The organism is Chryseobacterium sp. ERMR1:04 (assembly GCF_001297705.1).
GTDB lineage: Bacteria > Bacteroidota > Bacteroidia > Flavobacteriales > Weeksellaceae > Chryseobacterium.
Map to the genome: position 1 here is coordinate 327,241 of NZ_LIRF01000007.1, position 18,922 is coordinate 346,162.

Annotated in this window: 12 protein-coding genes and 1 pseudogene; 8 read left to right on the forward strand and 5 right to left on the reverse strand. The window is 34.9% G+C overall.

Annotated features, from left to right (window positions below; genetic code table 11):
- Positions 1 to 130: 130 nt before the first annotated feature.
- Both AMQ68_RS16265 and AMQ68_RS16270 read left to right on the forward strand, forming a co-directional pair.
- Positions 131 to 1,240, forward strand: a complete 1,110-nt coding sequence (locus AMQ68_RS16265) for a sensor histidine kinase (protein WP_241775156.1) — start codon at positions 131 to 133, stop codon at positions 1,238 to 1,240.
- The gene (locus AMQ68_RS16270; protein WP_054511667.1) at positions 1,237 to 1,935 is read left to right on the forward strand and encodes a LytTR family DNA-binding domain-containing protein; all 699 of its coding nucleotides are present in this window, start codon (positions 1,237 to 1,239) and stop codon (positions 1,933 to 1,935) included. Before AMQ68_RS16265 ends, AMQ68_RS16270 begins: the two co-directional genes overlap by 4 nt.
- A gap of 372 nt (positions 1,936 to 2,307) precedes the next feature.
- Here AMQ68_RS16270 and AMQ68_RS16275 read toward each other — a convergent pair whose 3' ends face one another.
- The 3 genes and pseudogenes from AMQ68_RS16275 to AMQ68_RS16285 all read right to left on the reverse strand — a co-directional run bounded on the left by AMQ68_RS16275 (position 2,308) and on the right by AMQ68_RS16285 (position 8,065).
- The gene (locus tag AMQ68_RS16275; protein WP_054511668.1) at positions 2,308 to 4,683 is read right to left on the reverse strand and encodes a M1 family metallopeptidase; all 2,376 of its coding nucleotides are present in this window, start codon (positions 4,681 to 4,683) and stop codon (positions 2,308 to 2,310) included.
- A gap of 210 nt (positions 4,684 to 4,893) precedes the next feature.
- A pseudogene (locus AMQ68_RS16280) lies at positions 4,894 to 7,272 on the reverse strand (M1 family metallopeptidase).
- A 214-nt stretch (positions 7,273 to 7,486) separates the two neighbouring features.
- Entirely contained in the window at positions 7,487 to 8,065 is a 579-nt protein-coding gene (locus AMQ68_RS16285; protein WP_054511669.1) for a HupE/UreJ family protein, read from the reverse strand.
- 128 nt (positions 8,066 to 8,193) lie between these two features.
- On the opposite strand from AMQ68_RS16285, the gene AMQ68_RS16290 reads away from it, so the two are divergent.
- The 6 genes from AMQ68_RS16290 to AMQ68_RS16315 all read left to right on the forward strand — a co-directional run bounded on the left by AMQ68_RS16290 (position 8,194) and on the right by AMQ68_RS16315 (position 16,502).
- Entirely contained in the window at positions 8,194 to 11,445 is a 3,252-nt protein-coding gene (locus AMQ68_RS16290; RefSeq protein ID WP_054511670.1) for a S8/S53 family peptidase, read from the forward strand.
- A gap of 147 nt (positions 11,446 to 11,592) precedes the next feature.
- Positions 11,593 to 12,051 carry a DUF6702 family protein gene (locus tag AMQ68_RS16295; protein WP_241775157.1) on the forward strand — a complete coding sequence of 153 codons (459 nt, stop codon included), beginning with the start codon at positions 11,593 to 11,595 and terminating at the stop codon, positions 12,049 to 12,051.
- A 441-nt stretch (positions 12,052 to 12,492) separates the two neighbouring features.
- Entirely contained in the window at positions 12,493 to 13,308 is an 816-nt protein-coding gene (locus AMQ68_RS16300; protein ID WP_054511672.1) for a hypothetical protein, read from the forward strand.
- Between the two features lie 644 nt (positions 13,309 to 13,952).
- Positions 13,953 to 14,768, forward strand: coding sequence for a hypothetical protein (locus AMQ68_RS16305; protein ID WP_054511673.1), 816 nt, complete (start codon positions 13,953 to 13,955; stop codon positions 14,766 to 14,768).
- Between the two features lie 505 nt (positions 14,769 to 15,273).
- The gene (locus tag AMQ68_RS16310; protein WP_123905725.1) at positions 15,274 to 15,462 is read left to right on the forward strand and encodes a hypothetical protein; all 189 of its coding nucleotides are present in this window, start codon (positions 15,274 to 15,276) and stop codon (positions 15,460 to 15,462) included.
- Positions 15,459 to 16,502 carry a hypothetical protein gene (locus AMQ68_RS16315; protein WP_054511675.1) on the forward strand — a complete coding sequence of 348 codons (1,044 nt, stop codon included), beginning with the start codon at positions 15,459 to 15,461 and terminating at the stop codon, positions 16,500 to 16,502. The genes AMQ68_RS16310 and AMQ68_RS16315 overlap by 4 nt, the downstream gene beginning before the upstream one ends.
- Positions 16,503 to 16,678: 176 nt before the next feature.
- Here the strand turns inward: AMQ68_RS16315 and AMQ68_RS16320 are convergent, their stop codons facing one another.
- Together AMQ68_RS16320 and AMQ68_RS16325 are read right to left on the reverse strand one after the other, a co-directional pair.
- Entirely contained in the window at positions 16,679 to 17,278 is a 600-nt protein-coding gene (locus tag AMQ68_RS16320; RefSeq protein WP_054511676.1) for an ACP phosphodiesterase, read from the reverse strand.
- 85 nt (positions 17,279 to 17,363) lie between these two features.
- Positions 17,364 to 18,911 carry a zinc-dependent metalloprotease gene (locus tag AMQ68_RS16325; RefSeq protein WP_054511677.1) on the reverse strand — a complete coding sequence of 516 codons (1,548 nt, stop codon included), beginning with the start codon at positions 18,909 to 18,911 and terminating at the stop codon, positions 17,364 to 17,366.
- Positions 18,912 to 18,922: the final 11 nt, after the last annotated feature.

The following is an 18,922-nucleotide window of genomic DNA, read 5'->3' on the forward strand; positions in this document are numbered from 1 at the left end:
ATCTTCTCAAATATATCCAGAAGAAGAAATCGCCGATTAATTTTTCAATCAATGACAGTTTTTATCAGTAAACTGCATGTCGGGCTCAAAAAGATGTTATATTTGGAAGACCGAAAATTCTAATTTTTAGATGTTTTTACTTGTAAATATTGTAGTTATACTGTTGGTTTTTAGAGTTTTGTTTAATGATAAGATTCTTAAAATACTGATGAAATACCGTTGGAGCTTTTTATTGAAGTTTCAGCATGTTTTCTTCTTTTTTGTTTTCATTTTGATCACTTTTTTCACCGAAAACTACTTTCTTGATGCTCCGGAATTAATTTGGTGCGTATTATTTGTAATTATTTTCAATATCGGATTGTATTATTTGGTGTACTATTATCTGGTTCCGCAATTTTATTTATCCAACAAGTATCCGCAGTTTATTTTGTATGCTTTGATCTGTTTTTTAGTATCCAGCCTTTTTAGAATTTTATTGGAGCCCGCAGTTTTTAGAATGAACTTTAATGAAACACTTTCCAATACCAAATTTTTATACAATGTGTATACGGAGCAGGGAATTGTGATCCTTGTAGCTTCATTTTTAGGAATTACGAAAGATAAATTTTTAATAGAACAGGATTTTCAGGAGCTGGGAGAAGAAAAAGATCAGTTGCATTTGGATCTGCTTAAATCTAAACTAAATCCTCACTTTCTGCTGAATACGTTGAATAACATTTATTCAAAAAGTTTTCATTCATCAGAAAATACCTCAGAATCTATTTTGCAGCTTAGTAAACTGCTTCAATATGTAATTTATGATACCAATAAAGAAAAGATCAACATCGCGCAGGAATTTTCTTCCATTCAGTCTCTTACCGGATTGTATCAATTAAAATACAATAACCGACTGGATATTTCTTTTGATATTCAGGATGAAGAAACACTGGATTTAATTGAAATTCCGCCTTCTATTTTTCTTACCTTATTTGAAAATGCCCTGAAACATTCTGCCATCGGAATTGAAACCGACAGTTTTATAAAAGTGCATTACAAAATAGAAAATCAGGAGATTTATTTTGAAATTATAAATACCATTGCCAAAAAGAAAATCCGTGTGAATGACGAAGATAATGGCGGATTGGGGAATGAAGCCGTAATGAGTATCTTAGAGAAAAATTATTCAGGAATGTTTACTTTTCTTTCCACAGAAGGAGATAATAACGAATATAAGACCGTTTTAAAAATTAAATTATCATGACCAATTTGACAATAGTAAGTGTAGATGATGAATATCCTGCGTTGCAGCTTATCGAGCAGTACTGTGATCAAATAGAAGGAATCGACCTTTTAAAAGGATTTCAAAATCCGGAAGAAGCGTTGGAATACCTTCGAAACAATAAGGTAGATCTGGTGATTCTGGATATCAATATGCCTTATATGAATGGAATTGAACTATTGCAGCAGCTTCCGTACAAACCACTCTGTATATTTCTCACGCTGGAAACCCAATATGCAGTAAAAGCTTTTGAGTTGGATGTCGTGCATTATCTTGTGAAGCCTGTAGATTTTGAAACATTTAAAAAGGCGGTGAATAAGGCCAAAGATTTTTTACAGTTTAAAAATTCAGCAGAGAATAAAAAGCAGGAAGATTTTATCATGTTTAAATCCAATTATATAATGAATAAAGTTTTGCTGGAAGATATCAAATGGATTCAGGGTTTTGGAGAATACATCATCCTTATTACGCCGCTCAAAAAATACATGATTCTGGAGCGAATGTCTAATTTTGAAGAAAAATTTCAAGACTTAGGATTTATCAGAATTCATAAGTCATATATTGTTTTGTCTTCTCATATCAGTTCTTATGATACCAGCAATGTGTATCTTAAAGATGGAGATAAACTTCCGCTTGGGAGAACATATAAGAATTTCTTGAAAACGCATTTGAATTAGAAGGTTACTTACAAATAAGAGTATTATATTTTTTTCTTTTGTCTTAACACAAAAAGAAACAAAAAGTCAAGACTGGAAACTTTCACTAAAAATAAACTTTGTTCTCTAAAAAATCTAAAACTTGCGCGAATTCAACATTTGTTATTCGATGCTAAATTTGTCTCGCGCTTCAAACAGTAGATTTTTTTTAACGTTCACAAAGTCTATTTTATTAACGCTTAAGTTTCCTAGGTCATATAATGAAACCCCTTCCTCACCTGAACTCAATCATTAGATAAAAAGTGGTTTAAAACTATTACAAATTTTGATTTCTAATGAGAGATAAATCTAAAAAAAAGTATCCAGAGTCTGAATACTTTTTATTAATTATTTTTATTTCTTTCCGGCGGCCTGCATCGGGTTTATTTTTCCATTAGAACCTCCTCTTACCGCTTGTTGCTGCTTTTGTTTAAATACCTGGAATTTTGAAATTTCAGAAGTACTTCCGTCATTGCTCCAGAAATTATTGGAAGTATCAATATCTGCGGTTTCTTTCATAGGATCCAGCTGGATAGATTTTAATTTCTTTTCAAAATAATACGTCTTTGAAACTTTTTGTTCATTTAACCTCCAGATTTGTGCTGAAGATTTATCGTATAATTTGGTGCCGTCGTCAAAAGTAAACTCAAGAATTACCGGCATTACCAATCCGCCTTTGTTTACAAAATCAATTTGATAAGCCGTAATATTTTTAAATTTTTCTTTGTCTTTATTGTCAAGAGTAGCCATATTATCTGCTTTTACAGCATATTCTTTATTGTTGTCTACCTTTTCTTCACCTCTGTCATATCGGTAATAGAAATCCTGAAGTTCTTTATCTTTATCTACAAAGAAGGTAATGCTTTTGTCTTCTTTATTTCTGATTTTAGAAAGGTCTTCAAAACTATTCACTAAAGGTTTTTCTACTTTGTATGTTGTTTCATTAGCCTGTGGTACCGAATTGAGATCAGGAGTGGCAATGGTTACTTTATCAATGGCAATATCTACAGGATCTGTTCCGTAGAACCAACCTCTCCAGAACCAATCTAAATCTTCACCGCTTGCATCTTCCATTGTTCTGAAAAAATCTGCAGGTTCAGGGTGTTTAAAAGCCCATCTTTTAGCATACGTTTTAAAAGCTTTATCGAAAAGTTCTCTTCCCATAATGGTTTCACGAAGAATATTTAATCCTGTTGCCGGTTTTGAGTAGGCATTCGGACCAAACTGAACAATATTCTCAGAATTCGACATGATAGGTTCTAACTGATCTTTAGGAAGTTTCATATAATCAACAATCGTCCATGCCGGACCACGTTTTGAAGGAAATTTATTATCCCATTTTTCTTCTGTAAGATATTCTGTGAAAGTATTTAATCCTTCATCCATCCAGGTCCATTGTCTTTCATCTGAATTAATGATCATTGGGAAAAAGTTATGTCCCACTTCATGAATCACGACTCCGATCATTCCGTTTTTTGTTCCTTCAGAATAGGTTCCGTCTTTTTCTGTTCTTCCGAAGTTGAAACAGATCATTGGGTATTCCATTCCGTTGGCTGCTTCCACAGATTGGGCCACAGGATATGGATAAGGAATTGTGAATTCTGAATAGGTCTTAATTGTGTGGGCAACAGCTTTTGTTGAATATTTTCTATATAAAGCATAGGCTTCTTTTGGATAGAAACTCATGGCCATTACTTTATTATTGTTTTCAGGAATAACAACGCGCATTCCGTCCCAAACAAATTTTCTTGATGAGGTCCAGGCAAAATCTCTTACATCATTTGCTTCAAAATTCCATGTTTTTCTTTGTTTAGCATGGTTTTTCTCTGCTTTTTTAGCGTCATCCAACGTAACGATTTCTATCGGTTCATTGGCACTTTCTGCTTTTCTGTATCTAGCTAATTGGTCTGATGTTAAAACCTGTTCGTAGTTTTTACATTCTCCAGTTCCTCCTACGATATGATCTGCAGGAACATTCATCGAAACTTTAAAGTTTCCGAAAACTAAGGCAAATTCACCTCTTCCTGTAAACTGATGATTCTGCCACCCATGGAAATCACTGTAGACACACATTCTGGGATACCATTGCGTTATGGTATAAAGATCGTTTCCATCTTCCGCAAAATTTTCATAGCCGCCACGGCCTCCCATTTTTATTCTGTCTGGGATATTGTAGTTCCAATCTACTTTAAAAACCAGTTTTTCTCCTTTTTTCAGCGCCTTCGGTAAATCAATACGCATCATGGTTTGGTTTACGGTATATTTCAACGGAGTTCCGGATAGATCGGTTACTTTTTCAAGAACGACTCCATATCCATTATCTTTTGCAGGCAGATCGGTTATTTTAAGCTTCTGATCAGTGGTAGATTTAGGAAGGGTAGAAGAGGCTGGGAAGTCCGCTTTTTTTACAGTAGACTGTTCATTTTCATCTAACTGAAGCCAGATATATTCCAAGTCATCAGGAGAATTATTGTAATACGTAATCGTTTCAGAACCTTTCAAATTCCTTTTATCTTCATCCAGATAAGCTGTGATGTCGTAGTCGGCTTTGTTTTGCCAATATCCATGTCCCGGTGCTCCGGAAGCAGTTCTGTAAATATTAGGAGTAGGAAGAATGGTTCCTAGTTGCTCAAATCTGTTTCCGTGATTGCTTCCCGGATTATTTTGAATATTTTGAGCAGATAGACCCGTATATAAAAATACTGAAAGTACAGTTACTTTTAGTTTCATGACAGAATAATTTAAGAATCATCAAATATAATAATAAGTAGTTGAAAATTTCAATATGTTTCTTTCTTAATTAAACTCTGTCATTTTTAGGTTTCTTGTTGCTCTTTTAAGGTTGATAATTACAGTAATTATTTACCAATTTTTATCATGATTTTTGATTTTACCTTGATGTTTGTTGCTGAAGATTATGGATGTTTTTTATCAATATTTTTATTTCTTTCCGGCGGCTTGCATTGGGTTTATTTTTCCATTGGAACCTCCTCTTACAGCTTGTTGCTGCTTTTGTTTAAATACCTGGAACTTTGAAATTTCAGAAGTGCTTCCGTCATTGCTCCAGAAATTATTGGAAGTGTCAATATCTGCGGTTTCTTTCATAGGATCCAGCTGGATAGATTTTAATTTCTTATCAAAATAATACGTCTTGGAAACTTTCTGCTCATTCAGTCTCCAGATCTGCGCCGAAGATTTATCGTATAATTTGGTGCCATCCTCAAAAGTAAATTCAAGAATGATAGGCATTACTAATCCGCCTTTGTTCACAAAATCAATTTGATAGGCTGTGATTTTTTTTAATTTTTCTTTGTCTTTATTGTCAAGGGATGTAATATTATCTACCTTTTCAGTGTATTCTTTATTGTTGTCTATCTTTTCTTCACCTCTGTCATATCGGTAATAGAAATCCTGAAGCTTTTTGTCTTTATCTACAAAGAATGTGATGTTTTTATCTTCTCTGTTTCTGATTTTAGAAATATCTTGAAATTCGTTTTGTAAAGGTTTCTCGATAGTATATATTTCTTCTTTTGTTGTTGGAATGGCGTCTAAATCCGGAGCAGCAATGGTTACTTTATCAATAGCAATATCTACGGGATCTGTTCCGTAGAACCAGCCTCTCCAGAACCAATCTAGGTCTTCACCGCTTGCATCTTCTATTGTTCTGAAAAAATCTGCAGGCTCCGGAGTTTTGAAAGCCCATCTTTTGGCATAGGTTTTAATCGCTTTATCGAAAAGTGCTCTTCCCATAATGGTTTCCCTTAGAATATTCAATGCTGTTGCCGGTTTGGCATATGCATTGGGGCCAAAATGTTCAATATTTTCAGAATTGGTCATAATGGGTTCCAACTGGTCTTTTGGAAGCTTCATATAATCTACAATTGCCCAGGCCGGGCCACGCTTTGAAGGAAACTTGTTATCCCATCTTTCTTCAGTAAGATATTCTATAAAGGTATTAAGGCCTTCGTCCATCCAGGTCCATTGTCTTTCGTCTGAATTGATGATCATGGGAAAGAAGTTGTGTCCAACTTCATGAATAATTATTCCAACCATTTCATTTTTCGTTGCTTCAGAATAGGTTCCGTCTTTTTCTGTCCTTCCTTTGTTGAAGCAAATCATCGGGTATTCCATTGCATTGTTAGCGTCTATAGATTGTGCTACGGGATAAGGATACGGTGTTGTAAATTCAGAATATGTTTTTAGAGTATGGGCAATTGTTTTTGTAGAATATTTTCCAAATAATCCGTAAGCTTCTTTCGGATAAAAGCTCATAGCCATTACTTTATTATTGTTTTCAGGAATAACAACGCGCATTCCGTCCCAGACAAATTTTCTGGATGAGGTCTATGCGAAATCCCTGACATCATTTGCTTCAAAAATCCATGTCTTTCTTTGTTTAGCATGATTTTTTTCTGCTTTTTTAGCCTCATTTAATGTTGCAATTTCAACGGGCTCACTAGAGGTTTCTGCTTTTTTGTATCTTTCTAATTGATCTGGTGTTAAAACCTGTTCGTAGTTTTTGCATTCTCCTGTACCACCCACTAAATGATCCGAAGGAACATTAATAGACACTTTAAAATTTCCGAAAGCCAAAGCAAATTCTCCTACTCCTGCAAATTGATGATTTTGCCATCCTTTAAAATCATTGTAGACACACATTCTTGGATACCACTGGGCCATGGTGTAAAGGTCATTTCCGTCTTCTGGAAAGTTTTCGTAACCTCCACGCGCTCCTGGTGTTATTGCTCTTTCGGGGATGTTATAGTTCCAATTTACCTTAAAAATAAATTTTTCTCCTTTTTTTAAAACCTTTGATAAGTCAATACGCATCATTGTTTTATTCACAGTATAGGTAAGGGGAGCGCCCAGCAGATCAGTTACTTTTTCAAGCCGTACACCATATCCATTATCTTTTATGGGTAATTCGGTGGATCTTATATTTTGTTCGGTTGTAATTTGTGGGATGGTAGAAGAAAATCCATAATCTGCATTATTAATACTGGAATGCTCATTTTCATCTAATTGAAGCCATATGTATTCCAAATCATCAGGAGAATTGTTGTAATAGGTAATGGTTTCAGAACCTTTTAGATTTCTTTTATCTTCATCTAAATAGGCAGCAATATCATAGTCTGCTCTGCTTTGCCAATATCCATGACCTGGAGCACCGGAAGCAGTTCTATATATATTAGGAGTAGGGAGTGTAGTCCCTAGTTGTTCAAATTTATTTCCGTGATTACTCTGGGGATTATTTTGAATATTTTGTGCGGCTAAGCCTATGCAGGTAAATACGGAAAGTAGGGTTAGGTTTGATTTCATAAGCAAAAAATTAAAATTGTCAAGCATGTATTACTTATTGTGAATTAATAGATTTTAGTGTTTTTTTACACCAAATCGACTATTAAATGGAAATAAAATATTTGATATAGTAAATTCATTTTATTTTCATATTTAAAATTAATTCACTAAGTATACGCTCCTTTTTCAAATATAATGATAAGAATTTAAAACTAATGATAAGAATGGTTGAATATTAAAAAGGAATTCTTTCTAATGTCATTTTTAAGGCTAATGCAAAGACACCGGAAGAAACAAATAGGATCCAATCTTTCTTATTCACCTTAAAGATTTTAAGGGCAATAAATAATACAATTAATATAACGAATACAATAATAATCTGTCCGAGTTCTAAGCCAATGTTAAACCCTAAAAGCGGAAAGAAAATATTTTGACTTTTGGCTATCATTACTCTTGCGGTATTGGCAAATCCCATCCCATGAATAAGTCCAAAAATTAAGGCTAAATAATAGTTAGCACGCATCAAGGTCTGTTTTTGATTTTTCATGATAATATTGTCCAGTGAAGTGAGAACAATAGTCAGCGGAATTAAAAATTCTACCCAAGCTGAAGGAACTCTGAAAACATCAAGAATACTTAACGCCAAAGTAATGGAATGGCCAATGGTAAATGCAGTGACCAAGATTAGAATTTTCTTCCAGTCATTATAAGAGTACACAGCAATTAAGGCCAAAACAAAAAGCTGATGGTCTAAAGCGTCCAATGAAATGATATGTTCCCAGCCTAATTGTAAATAGAATAAAAAGTCCTGCATAAGTGTCTTGGTTTATAATAGATTAAAGAGTTTTTTTAGGTTAAATATCTTTGGGGTTTAATAATGTATGTTAATCTTCTGTTGAATGAATAAAAATTGTATAATTGTATTGTTAAAAATTGCACAATATGAATTTCAGAAAATTATTATTTACAAAAGTAAACATTCCAGCTACAGGAAGGAATACTTTAAGAAATGTAGCCGCTGTTTTTTTAGGACTTTCCTCCTACGGAATGTTTGGTCAGGTTCAAAAATTAGACTCTCGATTTGAAACGTTGTTAAAAAATAAAGACAAATTATCAAAAGGAGTTGAGATTAAAGAAATGGCTCGTCCGGAAATGCAGCTGGACCAACATTTGGTTGTCACCTCCAAAGGAGCACAAACCATGTATTCTTGTATTATTTATACAAAAAGTCCAGAAAAATTAAAATCAGAAGGGATTTTAGTTCAAAGTGTCCTTCCTAATTTCGCTACTGCACTAGTAGGAATAGAGGATATTCAAAAACTGACTCAGCTTCCTTATGTAACCTCGGTAATGGCACCTACTTTTGATGTTCTTCATAATGATGTGAGCAGGGCACAATCTGGGGCAAGCCTTTTACAGGATGGAGTTTTTAATAACACTTCATATGTAGGAACCGGAGTCTTGGTTGGCGTTTATGATACGGGAATCGATTGGAAGCACCCAGATTTCAGAGGGGCTACAGATCAGACGAAAAGTAGAATTTATTCAATTTGGGATCAAACCTTAACGCCTCAGGGAGCAGAAACTTCACCAGCAGGATTTTCCACAGGAGTAGAATATACAAGAGCTCAGATTGAAGACGAATTGGATGGATCACCAACCAATTTTGTTCGTGAGACGGATACCAACGGTCACGGAACACACGTTTCGGGGACTGCAGCTGGAAACGGATCTGCCTTTGCCGATAAAAGACACAAAGGATTTGCTCCCGGGGCAGATATTGTTTTCGTAAAAGGAGGGAATGGATCTTTTCCAACAACAAATACCATCAATGCTTTAACCTATTTTAGAAACGTGGCAACAGCTTTAAATAAGCCTATTGTTGTGAACATGAGTATTGGAGGTCAAGGGTCGGCCCATGACGGTACAGCAAGTAATGAGGTAGCGGTAAATAACTTTACAGCTTCAGGTCCTGGTAGAGTAGTGGTTATTTCTGCTGGTAATGATTATGGTGGAAATATCCATAGAACAGTTGATATTGCACCCAATGCAGCACAAACCTATGCGTTTACTGTAGGAAGCAACACATCTACAGCAGCTATATTTTCTTTTGTGATGTATGCTAATGACGACAGTCCGGTTACGGCTAAATTAACAACACCGGATGGGCAACAATATACTCAGAATATTTCTACAGATACGGCACACAGTATTTTAGGAGGTGGGCTAACGGCTACCATGGCTAATTATTGGGGAACTGATAATAATAAAAGATATGTACAATTAATTGTGAGCCGTCCTACAGGATCTACAACCAATGCACAAGGAAATTATACATTAGAGATTACCAATAACGGAGCGCAACAAATCAATACCCATGGTTGGTTATACAGTCAAGGGGTTGCTACCACTTTAACGGGTGGAAATAACGAATACATTGTAGGTTCACCAGGAAATGCATCCAGTGCGATAACAGTTGCAGCATATGCAGGAAGAACAACTTATCTTAATGTTCCGGTAGGTTCTTATTATTGGACAGGTGATACGGCGGAAGGTATTGCTTCATTCAGTTCTCAGGGACCTAGGGTAGATGGTTTTCAAAAACCTGAAATTACAGCATCGGGAGAATTTGTAATATCAGCGTTGTCATCGAGTAGTAGCCCGGCTACAAATCCTGCAGATACCGGACACGTTGATGGTACTTATTATTACAAAAATCAGGGAACAAGTATGTCTTCTCCAGGAGTTGCAGGAGCTGTTGCTTTATTATTGCAGGCAAATCCTACTTTAACCGCAGCAACTGTAAAAAATAGACTGACTGCAAATGCCAGAAAAGATGCAGCTACAGGAAATGTTCCAAACACGAGGTGGGGATTTGGAAAACTGGATATTTATAAAGCTGTTACTAATGAATTAGGATGTGTTACTTCTGAGTTTGAAACGATTAATTATGATACTCAGTTTTATCAGCAATCCAGTGTAGGTAATAATATTTATGACAATAATATTTTTGCAGTACGATATACACCTACGAAAATAGGAAAATTAGGAGGAGTAAGCTTTATGGTTGGAACTTCCGGTACAATGTCTGATGTACCTTTTAATATTGAAATCAGAAAAGTAGATTCGAACGGCAATCCAGGAGCAGTGATTGCTACAAAGACATTCAGCTCTATTAAAAATAAATTTTATAGAGATGGCTGGAATTATATTGATTTTTCTGATTTAAATGTACAGATTACAACGAAACAAGATTTCTATGTTGTATTGGATACAAGAAATGGAAGAATGAGCTTATGGAGAGATAATACAGTTGCAGATGGAAGAAGTAAGTTATCATCAGACGGTACAGCATGGTCAGTTTCAACGGCAGGGAATTATAGAATCAGAGCTACGGTGTATGAGAATATAGCTGAGGTAAAAGTATTAGCAACAGCTAATCAAACTAAATTAGCTCCGGTTGCAACGGGATATAATTATTTCGTCAACAACTGTCAGTTAATTTCAAGATTGGAAAAAGAAGCAGCAAGTACAGTAACAGGAAATGTTACTTCTAAAGTTTGGGTAGATAATGCGCAGCCAAATTATGTTTCAAGAAGGTTTGAACTAAATCCTGAAAACAATGCTACGACAACTACAGGAAAGGTAACGTTGTATTTCAAGCAGTCAGAATTTGATGCTTATAACCTTACAAATACGGTTAAATTACCTACATCAAGCACAGATAATGGAAACAAAGCCAACCTTATTATTGAAAAATATACAGGAACGAGTATCGCGAATACAGGAACAGTAGCTTCTTACGGAAGTGCAGCTTCTACGATTACGCCGAATGTGGCTGATATTGTTTGGAATGATACCTACCAATACTGGGAAGTGAGCTTCCAGACTACAGGATTTGGAGGGTATTTTGTGAAAACCAATTCTAATACGTTAGGAGTGAATGACACCAAAGGAAACGATGGGATTAATATTTATCCTAATCCTGCGAAGAGTGTTGTAAACGTTAATTTGGGTAAAGTCTCTAAAGCGGTAGTTGCTATACACGATATTTCAGGGAAACTGATTAGAAATGTAGATATTACGTCTACTTCTAATAAAATCAATGTTTCTGATTTGGTAAAAGGAACGTATGTATTTACTATTACTTTAGATAATAATACTAAAATTGTGAAAAAGGTGATTAAAGAATAATTTCATCATACTTTTTATAAGCAATAGAGTGGCAGCTAATAACTGTCACTTTTTTTATATTTGTCCAAATAATTATTGTCCATGTTTTTGAAGCTAAATATATTGCTGGTCGCACTTTGTCTGCTTATTCCTTTTACATTTCAAAATGTGAAGACTACAGAAGCATTTCATCCCTATCATGTAGGCTCTGTGGAAATAAATTATAATTCAAAATCAAAAAGCTTTGAAATTACCGGACGTTTTTTTCTGGATGATCTGGAAAATGGACTGACAAAAAAATATGGAAAACCTTTTCATTTTAGCGATGAAAAATACAAGGCCCAATTAAATGAAGCATTAAAAAATTATAGTACAGAATATTTCAAACTAAAAGGAGATAACCGATTTTTAAAAGTTAATTATGTGGGGTATGAAGAAGATAATGAGTCTGTAAATGTTTTTTTAGAGTCTGAACCCTTAAATGTTCCTAAAAAAGTGGAAGCAGCAGTCAGTTTTCTCTATAATCTCTATGATGATCAGATCAATATTATTCACATTATTGTGAATGGAAATCGAAAAAGTGAAAAACTTACCTATCCTAATAGATACCTGTATCAGACCTTTTGATGAATTTATTTTTGTTTTAACTCCACTTTTAGAAAAATTTTAAAATGTTAAATTTTTAGAAAATTTAAAGTTTTTATTTTTTTATTTGAAAATTATATTAGATTTGTACCAGAAAAAATAAACGTTTAACCACGTATTTATTTCTCTGAAAAACACATTTTTAATAAACACAAATAATGAAAAATAAAACACAAATACTAACGGTATTTGCTATAGATAAATATAGCAATTTCACTTTCGCCCAAGTTGGCATATCTACTCAAAATTTTTACGAAATCAAATAATTTTATTATAGTCTAAGACTTTAGTAAAGATGATCTATGTATACAGCAGAGGAAACTTTGCAGGCTATACGCTGTACTTTTTACTGAAATTTTTTTTGATGATTTCTTTTTTATACTACCTAACTAAACCTTTAAAAAAACATAAAACCTAAACGTAATGAAAAAAATTAAATTCTCTTCACTATTGGCATTATTGTCAATGAGTACTATTTCTTATGCCCAAGTAGGGATAAATACAGCCAATCCACAAGGTGTTTTTAATATTGATGGAGCAAAAGATAACCCTGCCACAGGCATGCCCACAGCCGCTCAACAAGCCAATGATGTGGTAGTAACTTCACAAGGTAAACTAGGGGTGGGAACCGTTTCTCCTGCTAATGCATTACATATAAAAGCTACAGCAGATCCTCTGAAGCTTGAAGGAGTTGCCGTAGGTAATACAACAACGGACCGTTTGGTGGTTATAGATGCTAATGGAGTCATCAAAAGTATTAATACATTGGGCGGTTTGTCTATTCCCAATCCAGCCGTATTCAGATTAGAAACAGCTCAGAATAATTTCTTAAGTGCAGTAAGCGCCGGAGGAAGTCAGGTAGTTCCCATGTCTATTGTGAAAAATACGATTCCTGGATTGTCTTACAATGCGTCCACAAGTACCATAACCTTCCCTGCAGGTACTTATGAGATCATGTTTGTATATGAAGGAACTCATAATGCAACAGACTGTACAATAAGTTCTTATTTTGTAGATTTTCCGTTAAATAATTCTACCCAAAGAATTCATAGTACGGCTTCACACGTTGCTGGTTACACCTCTAATCATGGTGGTTCTATTACTTATGCTACAACAATTCCAGCAGGGAAAACTTGGCAAATTACTTTAGGTAGAGGCGTATCCGGAAACTGTAGTGGTAATGGGATGAGCTTAAGGGATAGCTCTACTCAATTATTGGTCTTTAGGGTAGGAGATTAACCTTTTTAAGAATAATTAACTTTTATAAAAGCATTGGCCTATGGCGAGTGCTTTTTTCTTTTGATGGAAACTTAAACATAGAATTTTTTTAGTAAAATACTATTCGAAGCATTACAGTTCTTTATTCATAGTTAATATAGAATGTAAAATAATACACACAGGTGAGATTTGTGGGATTTATAGTGAATTATTTTTTGGATTTAAATTGTTTTCAAGTTCATTTAAAGATGTTAAACTTTTGATAAACAGGTGTTTTTCTTTTTTATACATAAAAAATATGATAGATTTGCACCGAAAGTAACAAGCAAATAATTGATTTTTACTTTTTTATAAACACAATCTTAACACACACAAATAATGGAAAAACAAACACAAATACAAGAAGTATTTGCTATAATAAAAATAGCACAAATATACTTTAGCCCAAGTTGGCATACTACGCCCCCCCAATATTTATAAGCTCCAATACATTGAACTAAAATTTTAAATTTTAGTGATAATTATTTACATGTAGCAGAGAATACTCTGCCGGTTATATCTTATGTTTTTTTTTGAAAAAAATGATAAAATATAATAAAGATTGCATGCTTAAAATAGAGTGACAAACCTTATAAAACATATAAACAACACAAAAAATTCACATTATGAGAAAAACTAAATTCTATTCGTTATTGGCTGTATTGTCAGTAAGTACTATTGCTTACGCTCAAGTTGGGATAAGCACATCTAATCCCCAAGCTACTTTCCATGTAGATGGGGCAAAAGATAATGCAGCAACAGGTACACCTACAGCAGCTCAACAGGCTAATGATGTGGTAGTGACCTCGCAAGGAAGATTGGGGGTAGGAACCATAACCCCTGCTAATGCTCTTCACGTAAAAGCCTCAGCAGATCCTGTGAAGCTAGAAGGAGTGGGAAATGGTGATACCACTACAGATCGTCTGTTGGTATTAGATCCTACTGGTGTGGTTAAAAGTATTAAAACCTTAGGAGGATTATCTATTCCAAACCCTGCGGTATTCAGATTAGAGACTTCGCAGAATAACTTTTTAACTGGTGCAGGTGGTGGTGCTTCGCAAATAGTTCCAATGTCCTTGGTGAAAAATACCATTCCTGGATTAACCTATAATAGCAGCAGCAGTACAATTACTTTTCCTGCAGGTACCTATGAACTGATGTTTGTTTATGAAGGTACCCATAATGCATCAGGCTGTACGGTAAGCTCTTATTTTGTAGATTTTCCTCTAGATAGTTCTACCCAAAGAATTCATAGTACAGCAGCACATTCTTCAGGGAGTAATTCTCAGCATGGAGGTTCTATTGCCTATGCAACATCAATTCCAGCAGGTAAAACATGGACAATCAGTTTAGGTAGAGGGTCTTCTGGTAACTGTTGGGATGCTGGTATGACTTTAAGATCAGTTTCAACACAATTTCTTGTATTTAGAATTGGTGATTAAGAGCCTTTAGTATATTTAATTTTTGTAAGAGCATTTGCCTATGGTGAATGCTTTTTTTATAAACTAAAGTGTTAACACTAAAAAACGTTAATTGTATTAACCAGAGATCTATCCTTTTTTAAGATTAAAATCTCATTATTGTCATTATCAAAGGGTCTATTATATAGTAATACCCATTTGAGAGAATTAAATTAATGAGCTTTATTTCCTCTTCATCATTATCAATAATCTTATTAAATTCTAACTACAGTGATTTATAACACCTTAATTGATTAATAATTAATATTTGTTAATAATCTTTGGATTATAAATAAAAAATATTATATTTGTTTTAACATAAAGCGATTAATTTTATATAAAATTTAACATTTTGCATAAAATTAAATGTTTTTTTCTTACACCATGAAATCACTATAAGTACATACTATTCATTTAGTAAGTAGTACTCAGAAAAAAATTAACTTTAAATAAACTAACCATGAGAATGAAACAATTTTACCCCATAGTGGCACTACTATCGTTTAGTAGTGCTTCATACGCTCAAGTAGGGATAAATACAGCCAATCCTACTTCCACTTTAGAAGTTGTTGCTAAAAATACTACCGGCTCTGCCACTAATGTTGATGGCTTTTTAGCTCCCCGTGTAGACAGACTAAGGGCTCAAAGTATGACCACAGTTCCTACCTCTAAATGATTTATGTTAATAATATTGTAACAGGGGCAGCAGCAGGAACAGCCATCAATATAGATGCTGTAGGGTATTATTATTTTAACGGAACCGTATGGGTTAAGCTTCATAACCCTAATAATACAATACTTTCTGGTCTTAATATTTATAATGCTGATGGCTCGCTTACCGGAACCAGATTGGTAACTCAGGGAGCAAATACGCTTTCTTTTTTAGCAACTGCTGTTAATGCATTTTCTGTAGATGGAACTACATTTTCTGTAGATGCAGCAAACCATAGATTGGGTTTAGGTACTGCAGCTCCTGCTACTAAATTAGATGTGACCACAGTAACAAACTCATATGGGTTTCAACATACGGATGGAACGGTAAGATTGCGATCCTACCTAGGGACTGGTGCTACCAACGGCAGTACTGTTGCAGGATGGTTTGGAACAAATTCTAATCACCCATTAGATTTAATGACCAATGACAATTTTCGTATGAGAATTGATATCAATGGGAATGTTGGAATAGGGGTCACTGCTCCTAGTAATAAACTGCATGTAACTGCAACAGCAGATCCTTTACGTTTGGAGGGGACTACTGCGGGAAACCCTAATACAGATAGACCCGTTGTAATAGATGCTAACGGGGTAATTAAATCAATTAACACATTAAGTGTCTTGGGGATTCCCAATCCTGCCATTTTTAGATTGGAAACTGCACAAACGAATTTTTTGGGTGGGCAAGGTATTGGAGGATCGCAAGTCGTTCCAATGTCTGTGGTTAAAAATACCATTGATGGGATGAGCTATAATGCGACGACAAGTACGATTACCTTTCCTGCAGGAACGTATCAAATGACATTTGTGTACGAAGGAAATCATAATGCTACAGGGTGTACTATAAGTTCTTATTATGTAGATTTTCCTTTGAATACAGGGAGCACAAGAATTCATAATACAGCAGCCCATCTTGAAGGAGGATCATCTAATCATGGAGGTACTATTACTTATGCTACAACTATTCCTGCTAGGACTTGGCAAATCATTTTAGGAAGATGACAGTCCGGAAATTGTTTAGGTAATGGGATGAATCTGGCAGCAAACTCTACTCAATTACTAGTATTCAGAATTGGAGATTAATTTTTTTCAGGCACAAATTATTCTATAAACACAAAACATCATAAATGTTCCCAAACATTGAAAACACTTACTTCCTCAGTAAGTGTTTTTTTATATTAAAATGGGTTTTCTATTTCCAACAAAGCATTAACCTCTTTTGTATGTGCCAACAGAGCAGGAAAAAAGTTGTCATAGCATTCCTGGAGAATATCTTTATTTTGAAGAAACAATTCGAACACAGGAAGATCCTTATCTAAATATTTTGCTTTGTTGAGAACGTTCTGAATACTGAATTTAATGCCCCAGTCTTCACGGTAATTATAAAGCCAGTCATCATGTTCCATTTTGATCAGCATTTTCTTGAAATTTTCAGGAAGCCATTTTTCATTTTCGTTAAGAACCCGATATACCCGTAAAGAATGTTGTTTCCAATCGTGAAGCGAGTTCAATTTTAGATCATTGGCTACAAAATAATCCATCGCAACATCTACAAAGGCTCCTGAATATAATCTTACCAACGGGCTGAAAACTTTCTTTGCCTCATGCAATGCAGGATGTGCATCGGTGAAAGTATCAATTGCTCTGTGTAAAGTAATTCCATCCTGAATGTCTTTAGGAAAAGAAAAACGATCTCTATTTCGGATAAAATCTTCCAGAAACTGACCTACAATTTGTCCGTCCGAAAAAGTAAGGAAAGAATGTGCTAGATAATTCATACGACAAGGTAAGGGTTAATATTGAAAATCCCCTGAATAAAATTAAAATATTCAGAGGATTTTGATTCTTTATAGCGTTAAAAAACTATTGAACGATGAATTTTTTACTTCCAATGAATGCGCCTTTATCATCATAAATATTTAGAAAATAGCCTCCGGAGCTGTATCCTTTTAAAGGGATGCTTCTTTCAGTGGTTGTTTCAATAAGCTGTCCTGCCATATTAACTATTTTAAATGAATATCTTTCGCTGTCACTTAGTGAAATAGTGATCATATCTTTAGCCGGATTGGGATATAAAGTAAATTCTTTTGTGTTAGGAAGAATTTCAGAGGTAGATAAAACGTCTGCTGAAGCGGTCGGCATAAAATTAGAAACCACACACGCAAAGCGGGAGAATCCGTAAGCTTCGTTAGATGGGTTGGTATTTCCAATAGCAATTCCTGTAGGCTCCGAATTATAATTGATACCTGGGTTTGCCCAACGGTTGATTCTTGTACAGTTAAATCCTGCCGCCGAACATTCGTCATTATAAGCCATAATGGTTCTCCATCGCTGAGAAGAGGTACTCGCTGTCCCTGAATTAATAGCCGTTCTGTTTACATATCCATGATGATGACTGCATGGGGAAGTACTTGTACTCACATACCAATCATGTTGTAATCCCATATTGTGTCCTAATTCATGCGCTAAAGAATAGTTGGAAACGGCACAATTATAAAGACTTACACAAAATCCGTTGGCACCGCTGTAATTGGTTGGGCTGGTGTTCACATAGCCTAATCCACAAGTATTGGTTGGTGTTCCGGTAACCAAAGCCACCAAATCTGCTCCGTATGTTGTTCTTAGGGTATGAACATTGTCCATATAACCGTCATTATTCGTTCTTAGCCTCGAAAGGTCGGTACTGATATTTCCAGGTTCTGTATAGTCGATCTCTCCTGAATAGACCAAGTTGATGGTCACATTAGAAACCCCTGAATTGGTTAAAGAGGTATTAAAATTAGTAATGGCTGTTGCGATAAAAGAATTACTTTGTGCAACACCTCCCCAGGCAGTTCTTGCTGCAGAGGTATATACCACCATCACATCAACACGGGATGCTGCACAAACCGGAGTTGTATCCAGACAGACATTGGAGTTGACTTTTCCAAATCCGGGAAGGGTAGAATCTAAAATAGAATCATCTTTAGAATCCTGATCCAGAATTTTCTGATCGCTTACCGTTGACAACGCGAAAATATCTCCGTTTGTTTGATGGAACATCACTTTTTCTCCGCTAGCGGGAGCATACATTCCGGTTACAATGTGATCGTATGTTGAAAATACCAAATCAGATTGTGGTTCGTTTTCAATGGTATACACATAAGATTGGCTTTTGTTACTGTACGTTAAAACCCGATCAAATTTTGCGGTGATCTGTTTATTGTTGGGTAAATTAATTTTAAGATCAGACTTTAAATTAAAACCATTCTGTTGATAATATTTTGTTGAAATATAACTAGAAGCGAGCTCTTTGGTGATCTTTTGACTTTCAGATAAGCTTCCTTCCTGAATAGGATTTTGAAAAACACTGATCTGTGCCGACAATACATTGGCACAGCAAACAAGTAGAATAATAAAATTTGTTTTCATGTGTGATACGT